The 21,288-nt window shown below is 50.2% G+C and carries 19 protein-coding genes; 6 read left to right on the top strand and 13 right to left on the bottom strand.

The features are described 5' to 3' along the window. Nucleotides 1-16 precede the first annotated feature (16 nt). From BMY11_RS21795 to BMY11_RS21775, 5 genes are all read right to left on the bottom strand, one after another. Complete coding sequence (locus BMY11_RS21795) at nt 17-952, bottom strand: type II secretion system F family protein (RefSeq protein WP_090581273.1); 936 nt, start codon at nt 950-952, stop codon at nt 17-19. Beyond that, nucleotides 946-2,367, bottom strand: a complete 1,422-nt coding sequence (locus BMY11_RS21790; protein ID WP_090581270.1) for an ATPase, T2SS/T4P/T4SS family — start codon at nt 2,365-2,367, stop codon at nt 946-948. Before BMY11_RS21790 ends, BMY11_RS21795 begins: the two co-directional genes overlap by 7 nt. Next, nucleotides 2,367-3,236: a CpaE/TadZ family protein gene (locus BMY11_RS21785; RefSeq protein WP_256217690.1), complete on the bottom strand. Its 870-nt coding sequence runs from the start codon at nt 3,234-3,236 to the stop codon at nt 2,367-2,369. Before BMY11_RS21785 ends, BMY11_RS21790 begins: the two co-directional genes overlap by 1 nt. Further along, nucleotides 3,233-3,964: a CpaB family protein gene (locus BMY11_RS21780; RefSeq protein WP_090581267.1), complete on the bottom strand. Its 732-nt coding sequence runs from the start codon at nt 3,962-3,964 to the stop codon at nt 3,233-3,235. The genes BMY11_RS21785 and BMY11_RS21780 overlap by 4 nt, the downstream gene beginning before the upstream one ends. 173 nt (nt 3,965-4,137) lie before the next feature. Beyond that, entirely contained in the window at nt 4,138-5,007 is an 870-nt protein-coding gene (locus BMY11_RS21775; RefSeq protein ID WP_177182764.1) for an AraC family transcriptional regulator, read from the bottom strand. A 140-nt stretch (nt 5,008-5,147) separates the two neighbouring features. Between BMY11_RS21775 and yicI the strand changes: the two genes are divergently transcribed. The 5 genes from yicI to BMY11_RS21750 all read left to right on the top strand — a co-directional run bounded on the left by yicI (nt 5,148) and on the right by BMY11_RS21750 (nt 11,813). Beyond that, on the top strand, nt 5,148-7,478 hold the full coding sequence (yicI, locus tag BMY11_RS21770) for an alpha-xylosidase (protein ID WP_090581260.1): 2,331 nt from the start codon (nt 5,148-5,150) through the stop codon (nt 7,476-7,478). 219 nt (nt 7,479-7,697) lie between these two features. Next, on the top strand, nt 7,698-9,107 hold the full coding sequence (locus tag BMY11_RS21765; protein ID WP_218150206.1) for an ABC transporter substrate-binding protein: 1,410 nt from the start codon (nt 7,698-7,700) through the stop codon (nt 9,105-9,107). Nucleotides 9,108-9,169: 62 nt separating this feature from the next. After that, the gene (locus tag BMY11_RS21760) at nt 9,170-10,069 is read left to right on the top strand and encodes a carbohydrate ABC transporter permease (RefSeq protein WP_090581257.1); all 900 of its coding nucleotides are present in this window, start codon (nt 9,170-9,172) and stop codon (nt 10,067-10,069) included. Between the two features lie 18 nt (nt 10,070-10,087). After that, nucleotides 10,088-10,918: a carbohydrate ABC transporter permease gene (locus BMY11_RS21755; protein WP_090581254.1), complete on the top strand. Its 831-nt coding sequence runs from the start codon at nt 10,088-10,090 to the stop codon at nt 10,916-10,918. Nucleotides 10,919-10,979: 61 nt separating this feature from the next. Beyond that, complete coding sequence (locus tag BMY11_RS21750; protein ID WP_177182763.1) at nt 10,980-11,813, top strand: phytanoyl-CoA dioxygenase family protein; 834 nt, start codon at nt 10,980-10,982, stop codon at nt 11,811-11,813. A gap of 54 nt (nt 11,814-11,867) precedes the next feature. Here the strand turns inward: BMY11_RS21750 and BMY11_RS21745 are convergent, their stop codons facing one another. The 8 genes from BMY11_RS21745 to BMY11_RS21710 form a co-directional block, all read right to left on the bottom strand. Then, nucleotides 11,868-12,758 (bottom strand): helix-turn-helix domain-containing protein, encoded by an 891-nt coding sequence (locus BMY11_RS21745; protein WP_090581249.1) that lies wholly within the window; start codon nt 12,756-12,758, stop codon nt 11,868-11,870. Nucleotides 12,759-13,111: 353 nt separating this feature from the next. Continuing rightward, on the bottom strand, nt 13,112-13,783 hold the full coding sequence (locus BMY11_RS21740) for a hypothetical protein (protein ID WP_090581246.1): 672 nt from the start codon (nt 13,781-13,783) through the stop codon (nt 13,112-13,114). 13 nt (nt 13,784-13,796) lie between these two features. Next, complete coding sequence (locus tag BMY11_RS21735; RefSeq protein ID WP_090581243.1) at nt 13,797-14,489, bottom strand: hypothetical protein; 693 nt, start codon at nt 14,487-14,489, stop codon at nt 13,797-13,799. 165 nt (nt 14,490-14,654) lie between these two features. Further along, nucleotides 14,655-15,005, bottom strand: coding sequence for a type II toxin-antitoxin system PemK/MazF family toxin (locus tag BMY11_RS21730; protein WP_090581240.1), 351 nt, complete (start codon nt 15,003-15,005; stop codon nt 14,655-14,657). Nucleotides 15,006-15,008: 3 nt separating this feature from the next. Next, nucleotides 15,009-15,290, bottom strand: a complete 282-nt coding sequence (locus BMY11_RS21725; RefSeq protein WP_090581236.1) for a CopG family ribbon-helix-helix protein — start codon at nt 15,288-15,290, stop codon at nt 15,009-15,011. A gap of 248 nt (nt 15,291-15,538) precedes the next feature. Further along, complete coding sequence (gene alr / locus BMY11_RS21720; RefSeq protein ID WP_090581233.1) at nt 15,539-16,723, bottom strand: alanine racemase; 1,185 nt, start codon at nt 16,721-16,723, stop codon at nt 15,539-15,541. 166 nt (nt 16,724-16,889) lie between these two features. Continuing rightward, entirely contained in the window at nt 16,890-18,170 is a 1,281-nt protein-coding gene (locus BMY11_RS21715; RefSeq protein ID WP_090581231.1) for a DUF4367 domain-containing protein, read from the bottom strand. A gap of 175 nt (nt 18,171-18,345) precedes the next feature. Beyond that, entirely contained in the window at nt 18,346-19,308 is a 963-nt protein-coding gene (locus BMY11_RS21710) for an MraY family glycosyltransferase (RefSeq protein WP_256217689.1), read from the bottom strand. 215 nt (nt 19,309-19,523) lie between these two features. Between BMY11_RS21710 and BMY11_RS21705 the strand changes: the two genes are divergently transcribed. Next, nucleotides 19,524-21,008, top strand: a complete 1,485-nt coding sequence (locus BMY11_RS21705) for an esterase-like activity of phytase family protein (protein ID WP_090581228.1) — start codon at nt 19,524-19,526, stop codon at nt 21,006-21,008. Nucleotides 21,009-21,288: the final 280 nt, after the last annotated feature.

Raw genomic sequence — 21,288 nt, 5'->3', positions numbered from 1 at the left:
TACCGCTCCGCCTTACTCACATCTTCTTGCGAGACAGCCACAATCCCATCACAAAGGAGCAGAATATCATGACGGCTGCGTTCAGCAGCATATTGCGACCGCCCTGATCGGCGATATAGTATTGGTACGCATTGCCCGCGTTGTAATGAAAGTTGATTCCAAGAAACAAGATGAGGAAGAAAACAGGCGAGAAGTTTGCTATTCGAATCTCGAGCAGCTTGTTGCGCTCCTGCTGATTGGCAATGCGGGCTTTACGCATATCGATGATCAGATCCTTCAAGTTAGCAGCGATTGGATGCCCCTCAGCAAGCCCTGCCCGGACGATATTGACAAAATAATCCGCCCACACATGACCGAGTGAAGCTGCAAAAATGCGCAGGCTAGCTTCGTGATCGCCACGAACGGACACATTGCGGTACAGCTGCTCAAACACGGCTTGCATCGGTCCGAGCAACCGCTTCTCTTCGACAGTTCGCTGCAGAGCAGCACGAATCTGCCTGCCGCCACTAACGAGACAGCATTGATAGAACAGCTCAACAGCCGGCAAGAAATCTACTCGTGTCTTCATCTGACGGCGAGTGAGCATGGAGCGAAGCGTCATATACGGCAGCGATATGAGGAGTCCTCCAAGCATCAACGAGCCTTTGAGACTTTGAAAGAATAAGGCTCCGAATGAAACACCGACAAGTAACAGCAGCAAGCTCAGTCCGGCAACAGAACTGATTCGCCATTCCAGATGTAGCGACTCAAGCAGCTCTGACAAGTGACGGTGCGGCCGTTCAAACTGTTCCAAATACCTGGCTATCCGAGCTTGCAGCCGTTGATCCTGCTTGTAATTCAACCGACCAGCAGCCTGTTGATGATGTAGCCACACACCAAGCAAACCGCGAAACACAACGTACATGCAGCCAAACAACGCAATCGTAAAAGCAATCAGTCCAAACCTCAGCATCCGGTTCGATCAGCCCCTTCCTCCGGCCACGCACGCTGCAGAGTGAAGCCTGCGCAAGTCCTGCCACCCAGGACTAGCTTCGCCCAGGCCTGCTCGGATGGCGCCGCCGGATAGCTCCATTCCAGTGACTGCTCATTAAACACAGCCCAGTCCCGAACGGCTGGCCCGCCATCCTTCCAACTAATCTCCGCAAGTCTCACAAGTCTGCGTTTCCCCGCCGAGAACTGCATCTCAATGCCAATCTGGGTGACATACTCTGTGATTCGCTTCGCCAGCCGCTCCGGGCTCATGCCACGTCCATCAAGCATGCACATATCCGTAATCGCTTCCGATACATCCTCAAGCGCATTCGCATGCAGCGTCGTCATCGATCCGGCATGTCCGCGCGTGCAGGCACGGACATAGATGTTCGCATCATCATCCCGAATCTCCGCATGAATAATTCGCTGTGGAGACTGCCGCAGTGCCAGCTTGAACGCTTGGGTCGAACGGTGCTGCGCATCCTCCTCGTCCACCTCGTACTCGATAACATTCTTGGACGGGAAATCTCGCTGAAGCATCAGCTCGTGCCGGCTCTCAATCGTGACAAGCCGCTCCTCGTCAGGCAGTTCACCGATTAGCGCTTTGATAAGATTCGTCTTGCCTGAGTTAGTCGGTCCGATAATGACGACATTGAATCGTGCATCTAACACCGCAAGCAGCATCATACGCAGCCGCTCGCTGATCGTGCCATACTCCGGCGTACTAAGCTGAGCCAGCTGAAATTTGCGTACCGTATAGAATCTAAGCGTCAATGTCGGCAGTGCTGTGAACCCGAATCCAGTCATCGTAACGCGCGTTCCGTCGCGCAGCATCACTTCAGCCCATCGTTTGCGCGGATTAATCCGGTCATTGTTGTAGAGCACGAGGTTCTGCTGAATACGCCCTACTTCTCTCAGCGACTCGAACGAATACGCTGATGGCGAACTATTGCCGTCGCGCACCTCGAAGATACGAGTGCCGACAACTTGAATCTCCTCAAGTCCACTGCGTTCAGCCAGGATGAGCTCCAACACGTTCATGCCGATAACTTCGGCGAACAATGCTTCTGCCAGCGTGCCATAAAGATGGCTGTACCCTGGCAGCTCATGGATTCTCTGACGCAGCAGCCGATCCGCAATAACGGCCAATATGTGCTCACGGTCATCTGTGTAGCCGAGCACCGCTCGGTTCAAGCTCTCGTTATACTCGCGCTTCTCTTCTTCCGTATCACCACGGGGCAGCGCAAGGTAGGAGCGAATATCATCGGCGAGCCTACCAAAGTCCCGTTGCGCGCTTGCATTGGTGCTGCCCTCCACCACCACAGCCACTCCCGACTCCATCGCCCAGAGCTTCGCAGAGAAAGCAGACGGCGAGAACTTCTCCTCCTTCTGCATCAAGAGCTCACCCCGCCGCGATGCGTCAACAGCTTCTTATACCATGGCTGCACGACAAGCTTCGCTGGACGCTTCAGCCCGTAAGCCGCGATAAGCTGCTTTGCAGGTTCCTTCATCGATTCTTTACCCTGCTCATTCTGCATCATCCATTCGTCTAGCGTCCCCCGATCAAGCTGAGTAAGCATCGGCTGTGGCAGAGCCATCTCCCCGAGCAGCGAAACACCCATTTCTTTGCAAATGTCCTTCACTTGAAATCCTCCCTTACCCCATGGCTGATGTATAATAACCGCTTCGTAGTCATGAATCCCAATGCCGTAAAGTTCTGAAAGTTGTTTCACCCAGCGCTGGCCATCCTCTTGAAAATGGGATAAAGCGCTCGTTGTTGTCATCAGCCGCCGATCCGCCCTGCGCAGCGCGCAAAGAATGGCTGCATTATCCCAATAAGCGCCGGCATCAGCGACAACAACGTCAAAAGCCGCTTCAGCCGCACTCAGCAAATGCTCAATTTCTTCAATCGCGTAGAACTCCGCCTGATCACGCATCAGATTGCCAAGCAGCATATGCAGACCAGGCACCGCCTTGCTTACATGCATCGAGCGCAGCAGCTTGTCCGTCGTAAGGGTGCCCGTGCGCAGTTCAGGCCGCAGCGCATCAAGCGTAGCAGCAGGCTGATCGATGCCAATGAAACGATGGAGCTTAGCGCTCTTGAGGTTCAACTCCAAATACCCGACCGACAAGCCGCTGTACTGCGCTAACCGACAAGCGGTCGCGAACGCCGTCACCGTCGTCCCGATATTCGGTGTCGTGCCGAAGAACGTAAGGAGCGGAGCCCTGTGCGCCATTCCCCTTTGGCTTTGAACGCCAATCATCGCACCGCCTCCTCACCTATCTTAGAAGCTGCAATGTCGAGCGATTCCGAAGAGTACGCAATGACGACTTTGCTTGCGCCACTTTTACACAATGCATCGAGCTTCAGCCACTGCGCCTCCGTCAAATTCAAATTAATTGCATCTATGACGCCATTGGCATCCCGCCTTGCTGCATACATCCCTTCCTGATCACTGCTAGCCATTGCCTTCAAATTCGAATCATTCATATCATCAATTTCCAAATTGCCTGATGTCTTCACAGAAGCGACGGTTATGGGGTCTTCAAACAAACGCACTGACTCCGACTCGGCCCCCGAGCCATATACAATGACCTTATCTCCTGCCCGGATACCGCTTGATACGGACAAGACATAATCTCTCGGAATTTGGAAGGTTGACTGATTGCGCCCGGGCTGCAGTCGGAACTTGCCTACCTTCCACGTCAGCACTGGCTCATTCGCGCCAAGTGGCACGATTGCCTCCGATCCGATCAGTTCCTTGGCATCCGTAGACATCTCCGGCTCGTAAGATGCTCTTGAAATCTGCTTATTCCCAAGCATCTCTGCACTTAGCCGCTCACCGGAAGCAACAAAGCGCTGAGGTACGATGATGTTTACCGTTTCTTGAAACTGTACCTGCCGCAATTGCAGCACATAAACGCCGTATACGAGCAATGCTGACAGCAGCGCAGCCGTGACCGTGACGAGCAAATTCCGCTTTCTGTTCATCTGTTCATAGCCCATCCTTTCCGCAGCTTCTCAGCGAGAACAAAAAAAAGAACGCAAGCCGGGCATGTGCCCGTGCTTGCGTTCTTCGCATAGCGGTCGCTAATCATCTGCTTATTTATATTGACCTCATAATAGCAGACAACAATGGAGCTGTCTACCATAATAATACATAATTATCCCAATTCCTCCCGCTCCCGATATTCCGAAGGTGTGCACTGATAAACAGAACGGAACATTTTGCAGAAATAACTGAAGTTGTCAAAACCGGACTCCAGCGCCGCTTCGCCAATTGAGATCCGCCGATCTGCAAGGAGCGCAGCAGCAATTCGAATGCGAAGCGAATTAATAAAATCAATCGGCGTCTTGCGCATAAACGACTTAAACACTCGAGTGAAATGCCCCTCGCTCATGCCAGCCTCTGCCGCCAGCTCCTTGATGGTAAGCTTTCTCGCATAATGAGTATCAATGTAGGTCAGCACTGTTTTGAGCCGCTCCTGTGTATGCATATCAAGTGAAGACCGAGGCTCCCTACGTACGAACGCATCACGCGTCACGTATTCCGCAAGCAGCATGTACAACCCTGCCTTCAGCCGCATTGGCTTCGCCGGATCCTCCGAATGCTCTAGTGCAATGAGCGACATTAACGGATCGAACAAGCTTTCAGCGAGCGCATTTGACCCGGCATCCGCGTGAGGTTCAGGCACAAGCCTCCCCCGCCGAATCGGCTCCAAGTATTGCGTCGTTGCGCTGTCCCCTTGGCTCATCAGCCAATCCAGATGAAAGACGAGCGCCGCATAAGAGCACGCAGCGCCATCCAGTGAATAGCCGCCATGCAGCTCGCCGCCTGGGATAAACAGCACATCCCCCGCCTTTGCCGTATAGGTAGCCAAGCCGATCTGGAACACCGCTTCCCCGCTCACAATAGCGAGTAATTCCTCTTCCTCATGCCAATGATTATCTAGAATCGGCTCACCTGCCGCTTGGTCCATAAGGTAAATGCCGACAGGCAAACCGGTGCTGCCGTGACGGCGATTTTCGCGCAAATGATGGATATCCACCATACCATCTCCAAGTATCATAATTGTATTAATATTAAGCATAATAATACAAGAATGAATACTTTTCAATCAGTATACTGTTATTAGATACAGCGAAAAGCCATTTTGAGAGGATGAACCGATTTATGAAATTCAGCGACGGTTACTGGATGACCCGCGAAGGGTATCAAGTACTCACACCTTATGAAGTCCATGACGTAAAAGTCGATTCGAATAATAATCGCATTACCGTATATGCAACACACCGGCACTTGGAGAACCGCGCTAACACACTGAACGAGCCGCTCATGACGATGGAATTCTCTTCACCGATGAAGGATATTATTCGTGCAAAGTTCTATCACCATAAAGGAACTCGTCGCCTTGGCCCGTCTTCTTTCCCACTAATGACTGAAGGCGATGCAGCTGTAGAGATTCAAGATTCTGCAGAAGCTGTTACTCTAAAGAGCGGCGAAACGGCGGTTACGATCACAAAAGCGCACCCGCTTACAATTACTTACACGTACAAAGGTCGCAAGCTGACTCGCAGCGGCTTCCGCTCCACTGGCTACATCAAAGCGAATGACGGCAACCACCAATTCCGCGAGCAGCTGGACATCGGCATTGGCGAGACGGTATACGGGCTTGGCGAGCGGTTCACTCCTTTTGTCAAAAATGGACAAGTCGTTGACATCTGGAACCAGGATGGCGGAACAGCTTCCGAGCAGGCGTACAAAAACGTACCTTTCTATGTAACGAACCGTGGCTACGGTGTATTCGTGAATCACCCTGAGCTCGTTTCCTACGAAATCGCGTCAGAGAAAGTGTCCAAGGCGCAGTTTAGCGTAGCCGGCGAACAGCTTGAATATTACATCGTTGGCGGCGAATCGCTAAAAGATGTGCTTTCTAACTACACAGCGCTAACAGGTAAGCCAGCACTTCCTCCGGCTTGGTCGTTCGGCCTGTGGCTGACGACTTCGTTCACAACAAACTACGATGAAGCGACAGTAACGAGCTTCGTTGACGGTATGGCTGAGCGCGATCTTCCGCTTGCTGTGTTCCACTTCGACTGCTTCTGGATGAAAGAGTACGAGTGGTGCAACTTCGAATGGGATGAGCGTGTATTCCCAGATCCGAAGGGGATGCTGGAGCGCCTCAAGGCAAAAGGTCTTCACATCTGCGTCTGGATCAACAGCTATATTGCGCAGCGCTCTCCCTTGTTCGATGAAGCGATGGAGCTCGGCTATCTCGTGAAACGTCCGGACGGCAGCGTATGGCAGTGGGACTTGTGGCAGTACGGTATGGGCCTGGTTGACTTCACAAACCCGGCGGCATGCGATTGGTTCAAATCCAAGCTTGCAGTGCTAATTGATATGGGTGTCGACAGCTTCAAAACCGACTTCGGCGAGCGTATCCCGACGGATGTTGTGTACTTCGACGGCTCCGATCCAAAGCAAATGCACAATTACTACACACAGCTGTACAATAAAGTCGTCTTTGAATTGCTCGAAGAGAAACGTGGCAAAGGCGAAGCTGCTTTGTTTGCCCGCTCCGCTACAGCAGGCGGTCAGCAATTCCCGGTTCACTGGGGCGGCGACTGCGAAGCGACATACGAGTCGATGGCAGAAAGCCTCCGCGGCGGCCTGTCGCTAGGCTTGTCCGGCTTCAGCTTCTGGAGCCACGACATCGGCGGCTTCGAGCAAAGCTCCCCGCCAGATCTGTACAAGCGCTGGGTAGCATTCGGCTTGCTCTCAAGCCACAGCCGTCTGCATGGCAGCACTTCGTACCGCGTGCCTTGGCTGTATGACGAAGAAGCGGTTGACGTGCTTCGCCACTATACGAAGCTGAAGCTGCGCCTCATGCCATACTTATTCGGCCAATCCGTAGAGTCCGTGCGAATCGGCCTGCCGGTCATGCGCGCAATGGTGTTGGAATTCGGCGACGATCCGACTGTCGACTATCTCGACCGTCAATACATGCTTGGCGATTCCATTCTTGTCGCACCGATCTTCAATGCGGAAGGTGAATCGACGTACTACCTGCCGATGGGCACGTGGACGCACTACCTCTCTGGCGAGCAAGTAGAAGGCGGCGTATGGCGCCTGGATAAGTATGACTATTTCAGCATGCCGCTCTTCGTTCGTGAAAATTCACTCATTCCTGTCGGCGCAGAAGACAGCCGTCCGGATTACGATTATGCAGTAGGTGTTACGCTTCAGCTCTTCGCGCTTCAAGATGGTGCTGAGGCAACTGCGGTTGTACCGACTGTTACAGGTGAAACTGCGTTTACGGCTCGCGCGACACGCAGCGGCTCCACGATTACGGTGGATACGCAAGGTCAAGCTGAAGGCTGGCAAGTTCTCCTTCGCGGCGTGAACAGCGTTGCATCCGTTCAAGGCGGCGCGGCTGATATAGGCGCTGAAGGCGTACGGATCATCCCGGCTTCAGGTGCAGCGCAAGTGGTTATCGAGCTTTAAAAAAATAGCAGATGATAGGATCTGCATGCATCCTCAAGCTGTCGAGAATCTCGACAGCTTTTCTTTTTACCCATTTTCAGCTCTGAATTGTAACCGGTTATCAAGCAAGCTAAATGATTAAATTCTTTAAATATAGGATCATATGTAGAAAATACTTTTTATGCGGCCTCTTATATAATTCAACGTATGAAAGCGTTTTCGATAAAGAGGAGGTTGTGTATGTCGAAGATGAAACTAGCTATCAGGGTGGCAATTCCGGCAATGCTGGCGGTCTATTTGGCCGGCTGCAGCAATTCGAATCAATCAACATCCAACAATGAAAGTTCCACAGACACAGGAGAGAAAGTGGAAGTCGTTGTGTGGGGTCTCGACCCCTTGTCCGTCGGCAGCGGCAACAAGGAAATGATCGAACAATTTAACAAAGAACATCCTGGTATTAAATTGGTGACCCAAGCTATGCCGGGCTCCAGCGGCTACGACACCCAGGACCTTAGCAAACTGACCGCTGCGATAGCTGCAGGCTCTCCGCCGGATGTTGTCAACTTGAACGGACCATTCATTATGGAAGTAGCTTCACGGGGAATTCTTATGCCCTTGAACGACTTGATCGAATCTTCAAACCTCGATCTTTCTAGGTTCTATGATTACACGATCAAGGAAATGTCGTTCAAAGGTCAAGTATGGGGATTGCCTGCAGGAATGGACGACAGGGTTCTATACTACAACAAAGATCTGTTCAAGCAAGCCGGACTAGATCCCGACAAGCCGCCTACAACGTGGGATGAACTTCTAGACTATTCCAAAAAACTCACCATTATGAACGGCGATTCATTTAAACAGATCGGATTTCTCCCGAATTTCGGTAACAGTTGGTTCTACCTTTATGCGATTCAGAACAATGGGAAGTTTCTTGATGATGAAGGTAAAAAAGTTCTTCTAAACTCGCCTGAGAATGTGGCAGCTCTCGATTTCATGGTTAAAGGCTACGATCTTCTTGGCGGTGCGCAGAAGGCCAACGCATACTCCTCTTCATTCCAATCTGGTGCGAACGATCCATTCCTATCTGGGAAGCTGGCCATGGTAGTTAACGGGAACTGGGTCTTATCCGATCTGCTGCGCTTCTCGCCTAATCTTAATTTTGGCGTAGCAATGCCGCCTACACCAACAGGGGGCGATTTCAAAACATGGAGTGGTGGCTGGGCGTGGGGAGTACCGAAAGGCGCAAAAAATCCGAAGGAAGCTTTTGAAGTCGTAAAATGGCTGACAACAGAAGGTCCGAAATATCAGGCCGAAGCTGCAGCGAAATATAACACATCGCAGAAGAGGACCTATATTCCGAATTGGACAGCTAATATTGACTTGAACGAGTACTTGAACAAAACGTATATTGATCCGCTGCAAAACGAAAACGTCAAGAATGCGATCGATTTTACTGTTAAAGCGATGGAAAAATCGATCAGCCTTCCGGTATCTCCTGTCGGGCAACTGCTATGGTCGGAACATGCAAGGGCGATCGATGAAGCGATTTATCATAAAGGGAATACGAAAGAAATCTTGGACGCAGCCACTCAAAAAGTGCAAGTAGAGCTTGATAAGTTCTGGGCTAACAACACCAGCTTATCAAAATAATTCGGTACGAGAGAATAGGATAGCATCGATTATCCTATTCTCTATTCCAAAAGGAGCGTAATATGGCTCAATCGCAAAAAAGGTACCGACTGGCTCGAAGAGAAGCCATAATCGGCTACTGCTTCGCCTCCCCGTGGTTTATCGGGCTAATCGTGTTCGTCCTATTTCCGGTTTTCGCTTCGCTCAGATACAGCTTCATGGACTACGACATACTGCAACCACCCAAATGGGTCGGTTTCGCAAACTATACTGCATTGCTTCACGACAATCTATTCTGGAGATCCCTCTACAATACGCTTTATTACGTCGTATTTAGTGTCCCGTTGACGATTATCCTTGGTCTTGCCATCGCCCTTCTGCTCAATATAGAAATAAAGGGGATTGCAATTTACCGAACCCTCTATTATATTCCTTCGATCGTACCCATGGTTGCAGCCTCCATTTTGTGGGCATGGATTTTCGATCCAAACTTCGGAATATTAACGAATTTCGTACATCTATTCGGCCTATCTGCTCCTGGCTGGCTATCTGATCCTGCTTGGGCTAAAAATTCGCTGATCCTAATGTCCCTATGGGGAGCAGGAAGCGGAATGATTATCTATCTTGCCGGCTTAAAAAATATCCCAAAAGTGTATTATGAAGCGGCCGATATTGATGGCGCAGGAACGATACAGAAATTCTTTCATGTTACGCTTCCTCTTATTACGCCGACCCTGTTTTTCCAACTGATTATAGGAATGATTGGGAGCTTTCAGGTCTTTACCCAATCGTACATTATTACGGGCGGCGGGCCTAATGATTCAACACTGTTCTATGTTTTGTATTTATATAATAACGCATTCCGTTTTTGGAAAATGGGCTATGCGTCCGCGCTCGCTTGGGTACTATTTTTTATCATCATGTTCCTTACCTGGCTGAATCTCAAGCTATCGAAACGATGGGTGAATTACGACCAAATCTAGAGGAAAGGAGGAGGATGTATGCTGCAGTCGAGTGTTCCTAGGCATATTATCTTAATCGTTATTAGCATTTTTTTTGTATTTCCACTTCTATGGCTATTGTCAACATCACTGAAAACTGATCTTCAAGTATTCGTTGTACCGCCAGAATTGATACCGAAACCATTTTTATGGAAAAATTATATTAATTTATGGATCTACTTTCCTTATTTTTTGTTTTTGAAAAACACGGTGCTGGTCGTAGTACTCAGTGTATCCGGCGTTCTGCTAACCGCTCCTCTCGTAGGATATGCCTTCGCCAGACTGCGCTGGCCGGGAAGGGATTTCTTCTTCCTAGTTCTCCTCGGAACGATGATGCTCCCTAGTCAAGTCACTTTGATTCCTTTATATTTGCTTTTCAGCAAGTTGGGCTGGGTCAATACTTTTATGCCTCTTTGGGTACCCGCCTGGTTCGGCGGAGGCGCATTTTTCATTTTTCTGATCCGTCAATTTCTAATGTCGATTCCAAGAGATTTGGAAGAAAGCGCGTTTATCGACGGAGCTGGATATGTGAGGATTTATACGCATATCATGCTGCCTTTAATTCCTCCGGTGCTCACAACAGTGGCCATCTTTCAATTCATGGGTTCGTGGAACGATTTTATAGGCCCGCTCATTTACTTGAACGACCAGTCCAAATTTACACTTTCACTCGGTTTGCGGATATTTCAGCAGCAATCATCCCAATCGCAAGGTGAAATAGGCATGATGATGGCGGCAACAGTGATAACCGTCATTCCGGTCATCGTCTTCTTTTTCCTCGCTCAGAAGAAGTTCATCGAAGGCGTTGTTCTGAGTGGCATCAAAGCGTAATCAATAGCTTTAGAAATAATAATAATTATTTTAAAAGGTTGTGGGAAAGGTGTGTTCAGCTTTGAACCAATCACTTCAATTACAATGCTTACCGGAAGAGAAAGACATTCGATTCTTTGAGGAGAACGGATTCTGGGTGTCTCCGAAGATTTTTTCTGATGCACAGCTCGAGAAGATTATTGAACATCAAGATCGCATATATCAAGGAGTGTTTGAGACGGGAAGAACTCCCGTCTGCAACTGGCTCGAAGGCATTGACAACCCCCGAGCGCTCCGAAAAACGGACAATTCACATTGGTCGGATTTGACGCTCCGTACAGTGGCGACCGATCCGACGATCGGCGCAATCGCCGCCAAGCTGATGAATGCAAACATCATTCGGCTATGGCATGACCAACTGCTCTATAAGCCCGGCAGAGGGACAGGCAAAGAAATGGCAAATGTAGGCTGGCACCAAGACTTTGTCTATTGGCAAAACTGTATGGAACCAACATTGGTAACGGCTTGGGTTGCTTTCACCGATGTGGATCTTTCCAATGGCTGCATGCAGGCTGTTCCTCGGAGTCACAAGTGGGGACTCGTGAACGTTAACAACTTTTTCGAGCAAAACCTCGAGAAGCAACAAGCAGAGATAGAATTACCTGAAAATGAAGTTTTCAAGCCGGCTCCACTCGTTATGAGGGCGGGGCAAGTTAGCTTCCACCATTCGCTGACCATCCACGGCAGCGGCGCGAATGTGACCGATATGCCTCGGCGTTCGATGGCGGTTCACCTAATGACAGGTGATACGCGATATCGGCACACACCAAAGAGCAGTCATTTTAATGCACAAATTCTGAATGGCAATGAAGGAGATTTATATGAAGGCGATTCTTGGCCGATCCTTTATCCGTAACCAGCTGGGTCTTCGCCGATGTAAAAAAGAGACGTAGTGAAAGCTGCGTCTCCTTTACCTATTACCTCGTATTTGCTTGCGATATTCAAGAGGAGACATTCCCATATAATGCTTAAAAAAAATGCTGAACGTATGAATGGAGACGAAGCGCATCTCTTCCCCGATTACTGATATCGATTTGTCGGTCTCACGCAGCTGGTACTTTGCATTATCAAGGCATAAGTTGCGAATGTATTCACCGATTGTCATCCCGGTTGTCGTTTTAAACTCGCGTGCTAAGTGAGAACGGCTAATGTGCAGTTTTTCTGCGATTTCTTCAATGTTGTGATCGTGCCTTATTTCTTCTTGCAAGTAATCCATTAATTTAATGATCATGGGTTTGAGTGTTTTCGGTTTGTTGTCGCCAAGCGTCGTTCGATCGAGGTGCAGTCGAAGCAAGGTTGCCAGCAGTTGAAGAAATAGCCCCTGCGCCATTTCCGTACTTCCCTGCCGTCTATTTCTCACTTCACCGATGATCTGTTCAAACAATCGCTTAATCTGATGTTCCTCATCCGTTATGACCCTGTCTACACCGATCCCGTAATATTCCCCTTCGAAAGCGCGAAGCATGTCTAGCTTGAACCCCAAGTAATACAGCCGGAAATGTGAAATTCCATCTGTTAATCCGTAATGCCTTTCCCCAGGTTTCGTAATAAATAATTCGCACTCATTTATGTGATATACGGATTTATCGATAAAATAAGTCAACTGTCCCTGATCCAAGTAGCAAAGCTCAAAATGATCGTGGTAATGGGTTCTTACCGTCCAATCTTCGGTAGCGTTTATTCCGATATAAAACATATTGTGAATATCTGTAAACGGAAGCTCAAACCGCATTTCCGTATCCGATTCCACAACGCTGGTGCTATGCGGTTTTCCCATTTTCTCAGGTTTCGTCTCAATCATTGCTCCCTCACCTTCCCGTACATAACATGGCAGAGCTTGACCATTTGATAACAATGAGCGGGGACTAGTGCATTTCCAGTATCCTCATAATAAACCAGATTGTAACACAACAACATACTTCTCTAGCCCTCATTCCACCTAGAACAAAAAAAACGGTTAGCACGCTTTATGCGTACTAACCATATTCATCTCAATCCTAACCTTTTACAGCACCTGCAACCATGCCCTTGATAACGTACTTCTGCAGCACGAGGAATACCGCAATCGGCGGGATCCTAAGAGATGCGCTCTTCCTGCACGCACTTCCTCGGACCTCACGGCCCCTTCTATAAGCTGCTGCTCACCTACAGCTCTTAAAGCTTCACCTGATCATTCACTTCCGCATCCTTGCTCAGCTTGAGCGATTTGCGATATTCAACGAGCCCGATTCTGCAGCCCGGGCCGATCGTCACATCTGTTCCGCGAACGACATCCGCCATCGTATGCTCCAGATAAATGTACTCGCCTTCGATCAATTCCGCCGTCAGTTCCCTCTTCTGCGAAGCCGTGAACCACTGCTTCATGCCGCCCCACTTGCTCTTGCGAACGGTAACCTTATTGCCGCCGATTTCCTTCGCCTTGCATGGGCCCCAAGTGCGGATATCCACTTCTTTACCGCTGAGCAGTCCATGAATGTTGAAACCGCCTCGTGCATCGAAATGATCGGCTTCGCATTCGCCGAGCACATCCAACTGACCTCTCAGCTTCATGGAGCGACAGCGGACGCGGCCGGAAACGTTCAGCTGTCCAAGCACATTCATATGGCCGCCCAGTACGTCGCCAGACACCGTCGTTTCACCGATCTGTTGATATTGCCCCGCCTTGAGAGTACCGGAAACATGAAGCGAACCCATGCTTTTGACCAATTCGCTCTCAATGGTGCCAAGCACTTGGCCTTCGCCCATAACGCGGACGCTGTCGAACAGACCGCCGGACGTCGAGCCCGAGCCGGTAATCTTCACTTTTCTGCTTACGCCTGCTGCCATCGCACAAACCCTCCTAACGCACGAGCTGTTCGCGCGAGTGGACGACGGCGTCCGGATGCACGATAAGCTCGCTCTCGTATTCAACACGGTTAATCACACAGCCCGGACCGATCGATACCCGTCGTCCACGAACGAGCGATGCAGTCGTCTCCCGCAGCTCGATTTCATCGCCTTCAATGTGTTCCGCGCGCAGCTGCGTCTGCCACGCAGAAGGCAGAATCGAGTGAAGCAACCGCTTGAGCGTCCCGCTGTGCGTGTTCTTCACACGCAGCTCTCTGCAGCGAATCGTTTCTGCGCGAAACGGACCTTCCAGCCATATATGGAGCTGATCCGCGCTCAGCACGCCGCCCACGGCCAACGCTCCTCTTACTTCACAGCGGTTCGTACGGCAGTCGCCGTGCACTTTCATAAAGCCGCTGCCTTGGTAAACGTCGCACTGAACTTTTCCCTTCACGGTCACTTGCCCCTCCAGCTTTATCACTTCAGCTTGAACCGGGCCTTCCACCTTCAACTTCCCGCTTCCTTCGAACCGCTCCTCAGCTCTCACACTGCCTTTCACTGTCGCCATCCCGCTCATCTTGAACGAATAGCAATCGAGATTACCGTCCACCGTGCTGACACCTTCCAGCTCTACGCGGTGAAAATTGCCGCCACCTGTACGTCCCATACCTGCTATTGCAAAATCCGGCCGATTCATTGTGCTCATATTTATCATCCTCCATCAGTTCATCATCTTACTCTCATTATGAACCGAGTGCCGGATGCCAGACAGCGGCGGAAGATTGAACTTCCACTACGTCCGAAGACCGACCTCTATGAACGCAAAAAAAACAGAGCCCTATGCGGCCCTGCTGTCGTGATAATCCCATATTCAAAAATCAATAAGGCCAACGCTGATCTGCAGCGCCTCGTCTACTTTGCGCATCGTTTCATCGTCGAGGTGTGTGATCTTGTCGGTAAGACGCTGTTTATCAATCGTGCGAATCTGTTCGAGAAGAAGGACGGAATCACGGTCAAACCCATGAAGTGCCGCATCAATCTCTACATGCGTCGGCAACTTAGCCTTCTGTATTTGAGCTGTAATCGCAGCTACAATGACGGTTGGGCTAAAGCGGTTGCCAATATCATTTTGAATAACGAGAACAGGACGCACACCTCCCTGTTCAGAACCGACAACAGGTGACAAATCAGCAAAAAACACATCGCCGCGTTTAACGATCAAGCTTTACACCCCGCTTACGAGTCGGCCGAGCGTATCGCCGGCATCTTCCTCCGCTTGAAAAGCTTCCGACGCCATCACTAAGTTGATTTTGGCCATTTCCAAATAGCCACGCTGCATCGAATCGCGAATCTGACGTTTCTTCCGTTCTATCAAATACAATTTCATTGCCTGACGAATAAATTCGCTCCGGTTCGAGTTTTCTTTGGCGACGATTCCGTCGACTTCCTCCAGCAAATGATCCGGTAAGCTGATCATAATCCTTTTGGTGTTTTGCATATTGGCCACCGAACTCGCACCTCCAAAACATTTCCAACAAAAAACAGTAACAGTATGTCATTGTTTGGTCCGTATTATACACCCTCATATGTATGCGAGCCGTATATCAAGTATGCTGCATAACGATATGACTATGGTGTCCTTTATGACCTACAATGCATCCGCGAACGCCTTCAAAATACATTATTCGCGGTAAGACGATAAAATCCTCTAAATCCAGTGTAAATCCTTCACAGGGAATTGCTTCCTTGCGAAATTTACAGCAGCGGGTTGGTTACCGCCGTTACGCTGCCGCCGCGCAAGTAAACACGGGGCACACGATTTGCGATCATGCAAGTGATTTCATAATTAATCGTGTCAAGCTGGTCTGCAACATCATCTGCCGTTATAGCTGCATCGCCTTGGCAACCAATCAGGACAACTTCCTCGCCGACCTCGACAGGCTTATTCCCTATCGCAGCCGCCGCATCAAGCCCAATCATGCATTGGTCCATGCAGATCGTGCCGCGTACCGGAACTCGCTGTCCGCGCAGCAGCACTTCCGCCTTGCCAGTCAGCATCCGGCTGAAGCCGTCGGCATAACCGATAGGAAGCGTACCGATTGCTTCTGTCCCTTGTGTGAAGTAACGCGTACCGTAGCTGATTCCCCAGCCCGGAGGTGCATCCTTCACCATGACCACAGCGGTCTTCAAGGTGAGGACCGGCTCAAGCGCGATTCGCGAATGATTCACTTCAGCAGACGGATAAAGGCCGTACATGCTAATGCCGAGACGCAGCATACCGATGCCCATCTCCGGTGTATCAATGCCTGTCGCGCTATTAGCAGCATGGATAATCGGAATTTCAAGCCCCGCTGCCTTCAATTGCTCCACCACCTGGGAGAAGCGCTCGTATTGCAGCTCCGTATAACTCTTATTGGTCTCATCCGCGCGCGCGTAATGCGTGAATAGCCCTTCAACAACCAAATTCGGCTCTTTCATGGCGCGCTGAATGAATGGCAACGCATCGTCGCCAGCTAACACGCCAAGCCGGCCCATGCCGGTGTCGATCTTGACATGAACCGTCAATTTCTTATCGCTTGGCGGCAGTGCAGCTACTGCTGCAATAATGTCGTCGCTGAACAGCGCGATCGCGATGTTCGCTTCCCGTGCGGCAGCAAGCCCTTCCGGCGGAACATAGCCGAGCACGAGAATGTTCGCTATGATGCCGGCCTGCCGAAGCTGCAGCGCTTCGTCGAGGAAAGCGACGCCGAGGTAATCAATGCCGCAGCGCTCCGCCTCGCGTGCGATTTCAACTGCGCCGTGGCCGTAAGCGTTCGCTTTTACAGATGCCATAAGCCGCATACCTTGCGGAATCGCCTCGCGAAAGGACTGCAAGTTGCGCGCGAGCGCATCTAATGATATCTCTGCCCGAGTGGGGCGATAATAAGCACTAAAGTCCAACTTGGTCCACCTTCATTTCCAAAAAGTAAACGCCTACCGCAATTTGGGCAGGCGTTTTCTTATTAAACCCGTAGCCTATATGTTAAACGCTGAGGCTTCCGGCTGTCAATGAATTGGCGGGCTATTCGGGCTAAACAAGTGTTGGAAATTGTTTATTATACAAGCATTATTTTGTCATCTCGCCTTGTACCGATTGTGCGATCTTCATCATTTCATTCTCTGGCAGGTCTCCGCTCGTTAGACGGAACTCTGTACCATTATAAGTCCAAGTCAGCGTCTGCTGTTCACCGTCCAAAAGGGAGCCAGAGAGGGAGCCGACTGTGAAGCCGAGATCTTTCAGCTCGCCTTTCGTTTGAGATACGGCTAGATCCTTCGGCTGCGTCTCAATTAATGTATATTCGTAGTCGCCGGCGTAGCGGATGATAATGCCTGCATTGCCCCCGAAGACGATGTCCTGCTGATCCTTCTCCGACACGCCGTCCGGCAAGTAGGAAGGCTCGAGCGCTAAGAAGCTTTGGCTGCCAGCTGGCGCCATCGTATCCTCTGCATCCTCGCTTGCATTTCCGCTGCTGTTATCGCTGCTGTTGTTGCTTGAATCGTCTGCATTTGTGCTGCTGGAAGTGCTGTTGTCCGGATTGTTTCCGGAGGCATTCGAATTGGTGTCTGCATTCGAGTTCGTCTGCGTATCATTCGATTGCGATGCGTTGTTGTCCGGCGAAGTTGCCGCTTGATCCGAATTGTCGCTGCTGGCATTATTGCTATTGCTGTTGCTGTCATCCGACGGAAGCGCTGTTGTCGGCTTGTCTCCTGCCGGTGTGCCCATATTCGACTGCGTATCGAATACGCTCTTCTCCAGCTTCGAACCAAATTCGAAGGAATCGAATTTGACCTCAACCATCACGGCTGCGTTCGCGTCGCTCACTTCCACTTTGCTTGGCGCATAATCGGACTTGTTCAACCAAATCTTTTGCCGCGCCAGCGATCCGTTCTGATAGTTCGCCATCACGTCAAACACGTACGCATCCTTGTCTACTGCAAACGTGCGGGAATTATCGAGCAGAATGCTCTGCACCAGCGTTTGGTACAGGTAGACTTGTCCTTGATTAGCCGGCCAATCGCTTTGGAAACGGAACACTTTATTGAGGCGCGGCGTCAGGACGAATACGCCTTCATCGTTGCGAAGCACAATTTGCGTAATATCCTTCTTGGCGTTCGTGAGGGCAATGCGATAGTATTGCGGCTTCTGGTACGATACGTCCACTTGATACTCCAGCGGCTGCTGGCCAGTATGCAGAATCATGGTACCCTTGCCGTGATAGCTGCCTAACCCGTTTAACGTTTTGTCCAAATCTTTGACTACCGATTCCGCGTCCTTAGTCCCGCAGCCTGCGAGCACCGCCGTGAGGCATAGCATAATAACTGCGAGAAAACTGATTCGACGACGCATGAGATCAACCCCTCATTCCATTGATTTAAACGTATCCGGAGTTGTACGCATGCCGCCAAAAAGTTGGCAGCTCGTACGGGACTTGAAGCCGTTTACGCTTGAGATGTTCTATGTCTATGAGGGGACTTGGACAATTATGCAGACTAGCATGACAAGCTTGTAGAACGAGTTGCGCTTATACTTGAACCAGCAGCAGGATAATAGATGTTAGCCCCATACATGTGCTTAGCAGCATGAGTACCATAAGCGCCTGCTTCGTATTGAGTCCTGCACGGAGCAAACGGTAATGCGCCTGGCTGGCATCCGCTTGATACATCGGCTTACCCTGCAAGAGACGTTTTACCACAACAAAGAGATTATCAAATATAGGTACCCCAAGCGCCAAGATCGGGATAAACAGCGATAATACTGTCGCCTGCTTAAAGGCACCATCGAGCGCGATGACAGCCAGTAAAAATCCCAGGAAAGTAGCGCCGGCATCCCCCATAAACACTTTCGCAGGCGGCTTATTGAACCGTAAGTAGGCAAGGGTAATACCCAACAGGATAATCGCCATCATAGCTGAATTGGACTGTCCCATTGCAATGGCTACAATAAACAACGTTGTCGCCGAGATCGCCGAAAGACCTCCTGCCAAACCGTCCAGCCCATCCGAGAAATTAATGACTGTTGTCACTCCAAAAATCCACAGAATCGTGAGCAGAAACTGAAGGATGACGGGCAGCACGACATAGTCGCCTGAGAACGGATTAATGAACCCCGTGAATACGATACCTGACGCATATACGAGGATGGCCGCCGACAGTTGAAAGACTAGCTTAGGCAGGGCGGGAAAATCTTTTCCTTTTGTTTTATACCAATCATCAACAGTACCAATAATGAGCAGAAGAACTCCACCAACAAATAATGCACCGGTCTCCCACGATACTCCTCTCGAAACAGCCAGGTATGTAGCAAAAAAACCGATGAAAATCGCAAAGCTGGCAGTAAGTGGAATCGGTTCACGGTGAATTTTGCGTTCAACATTTTTACGGGGCTTGTCCACGAAATCGAGCTTGAAAGCCAGCTTGCGAAATGGAGGTATTAACAGGTACACAATAAGAAATGACACCATAAATGCAATGAAATAATGAATCATCCTCACCACCGTCCTATTTTGTCAGTTACCAGAATTCACCTTATTTAACGTGCTCGGTTCGAGGAAAGTTGCACGTACTGACAAATTTCGCAAATCGCTGATAGCGTCGTTTACAAAAGCTCCTTTCGGCAATGATATCCAGTTAACACAACTCCTCTACTCTGGTAGAAGCTACTAAGCGTCTCACCACTATATTAGAGAATTGAGGAGAGCTAATGATGAAGTTCCGCTTTACAAAATGGGCCGCAATCGCAGGGGTCGTATCCGTTGCTGTGCTCAGCTCGCAAATCGTAGAAGCTGCTGACACTGCGCTTAAGGCGATCACGGTCAAGGTGAAGCTGTTTGCAGGTGACAATGAAGTCGCGCTAGATAAGGACGCCGTCACCATCAACGGCAGCCTGTATGTGCCGGTTAGAGCGATGGGCGAAGTGCTTGGACAGAACGTCACTTGGGACAATGCGAGCAAGAAGGTAACGCTTCGCGAGTATCCTTTTGTAGAAGGAAAATATACGTGGATGAACCCGCCAAGCCTCGGACTCGGACTTAAGGAAGGCGGATTCTCTGGTCTTCTGCATATGCCGGGCGACCCGGACAACGTGTTCTACACGCTGGCTGACCGTGGTCCAAACGGACTTATTACCATCGACAAAACGGTAAACCGCACGTTCCCGATTCAGGATTACGTGCCGCGTTTCTATAAAATCAAGCTCGAGGGCGGACAAGTTACGATATTGGAGACGAACAAGCTCCAGCTGCCAGTAGGCGCGAAGGGCGTTGTCTCTGGTGATCGCAGCACGACGGGCCTTAGCAACATTGCGAGCGACGAGAAGTCTTACGACAATACAGGCACGAAGCTGCTGCCGCTTGATCCGGATGGTCTTGACCTTGAGGGCCTCGCATATAGCCCATCTGACGATACGTTCTGGATGGCTGACGAATATCGCCCATCGCTTATTCAAGTGAAGCGTGACGGCACCATTATTAGCCGCTTTGTTCCTGCCGGCGACAAGGCAAAGCTTGCGAACGCGCAAATCCCTATTGTTGAAGCATTCCCGGCTGTCTACTCGAAGCGCATTGTGAACCGCGGCTTTGAAGGTGTAACGATTAGCCCGGACGGCAAATATTTGTATGCGTCCATCCAGAGCCCAATGGCTGTGCCTGACAAAGCGACTGGTGAAGCGTCCCGCAACCTGCGGATTCTGAAAATGGATCTGTCGACGAAGCAAGTCATCGGCGAATACGTGTATGTCGCAGAGGATGCAAAAACGTTCATCAATGTATCGCAAAAGGATGTCGTCATCTCTGACCTCCATGCGCTAGCTGCGGACGTGCTGCTCGTGGACGAGCGTGACAAGAACGAAGGCGCTGCAGCGCAAATTAAACGTGTGTACAAGATCGACTTGTCCAAAGCGACGAACGTCTTGAACAAAGCTGATATTAGCAGCAATGTGGAGGCGCTCAGCAGCGATGAGTTGAAAGCGTCCGGCATCGTAACAGCACCCAAATCGCTCATTCTAGACCTCACGAAGCTCGATTATCCGTTCGAGAAGTTCGAAGGGCTCACCGTGCTGAACAAGAATACGATTCTCGTTGCCAACGACAACGACTTCGGCGTAGGCGAATACGACGCGAATGGCGTACTCAAGTTGACGGATAAGCAGACGCAAGTGTGGGAGATCGCGGTCAAAGATTTGTGGTAGAGCGTATGTGGTAAAACATATGCGGGTAAAAAACGAGTGGGGAGCATGTGGGGGATGTAGACCCTCGCATGCTTCTTTTTTGGTAGGAGCTAGTACTTGTGGGGACTCCTGGCTCCTCTTTGTTCTTCGCCTAAAACAGACCACTCCCTCTCCACCGCTAACGAATCGTATTGCGCTTATACGCCGGAAATCACTCCTCTCCACGCCCTAACGAACTCCAGCGTCCTTATTCGGCTCATATCAGGGCAATTTCGAGAGATTCGAGCCGAATAACGCTCCT

It is taken from the genome of Paenibacillus sp. OV219 (assembly GCF_900110075.1).
In the GTDB taxonomy this organism is placed as follows: Bacteria; Bacillota; Bacilli; order Paenibacillales; family Paenibacillaceae; genus Paenibacillus_Z.
Note: the sequence above shows the minus strand (reverse complement) of the source record. Positions and strands in the feature narration are given on the sequence as shown.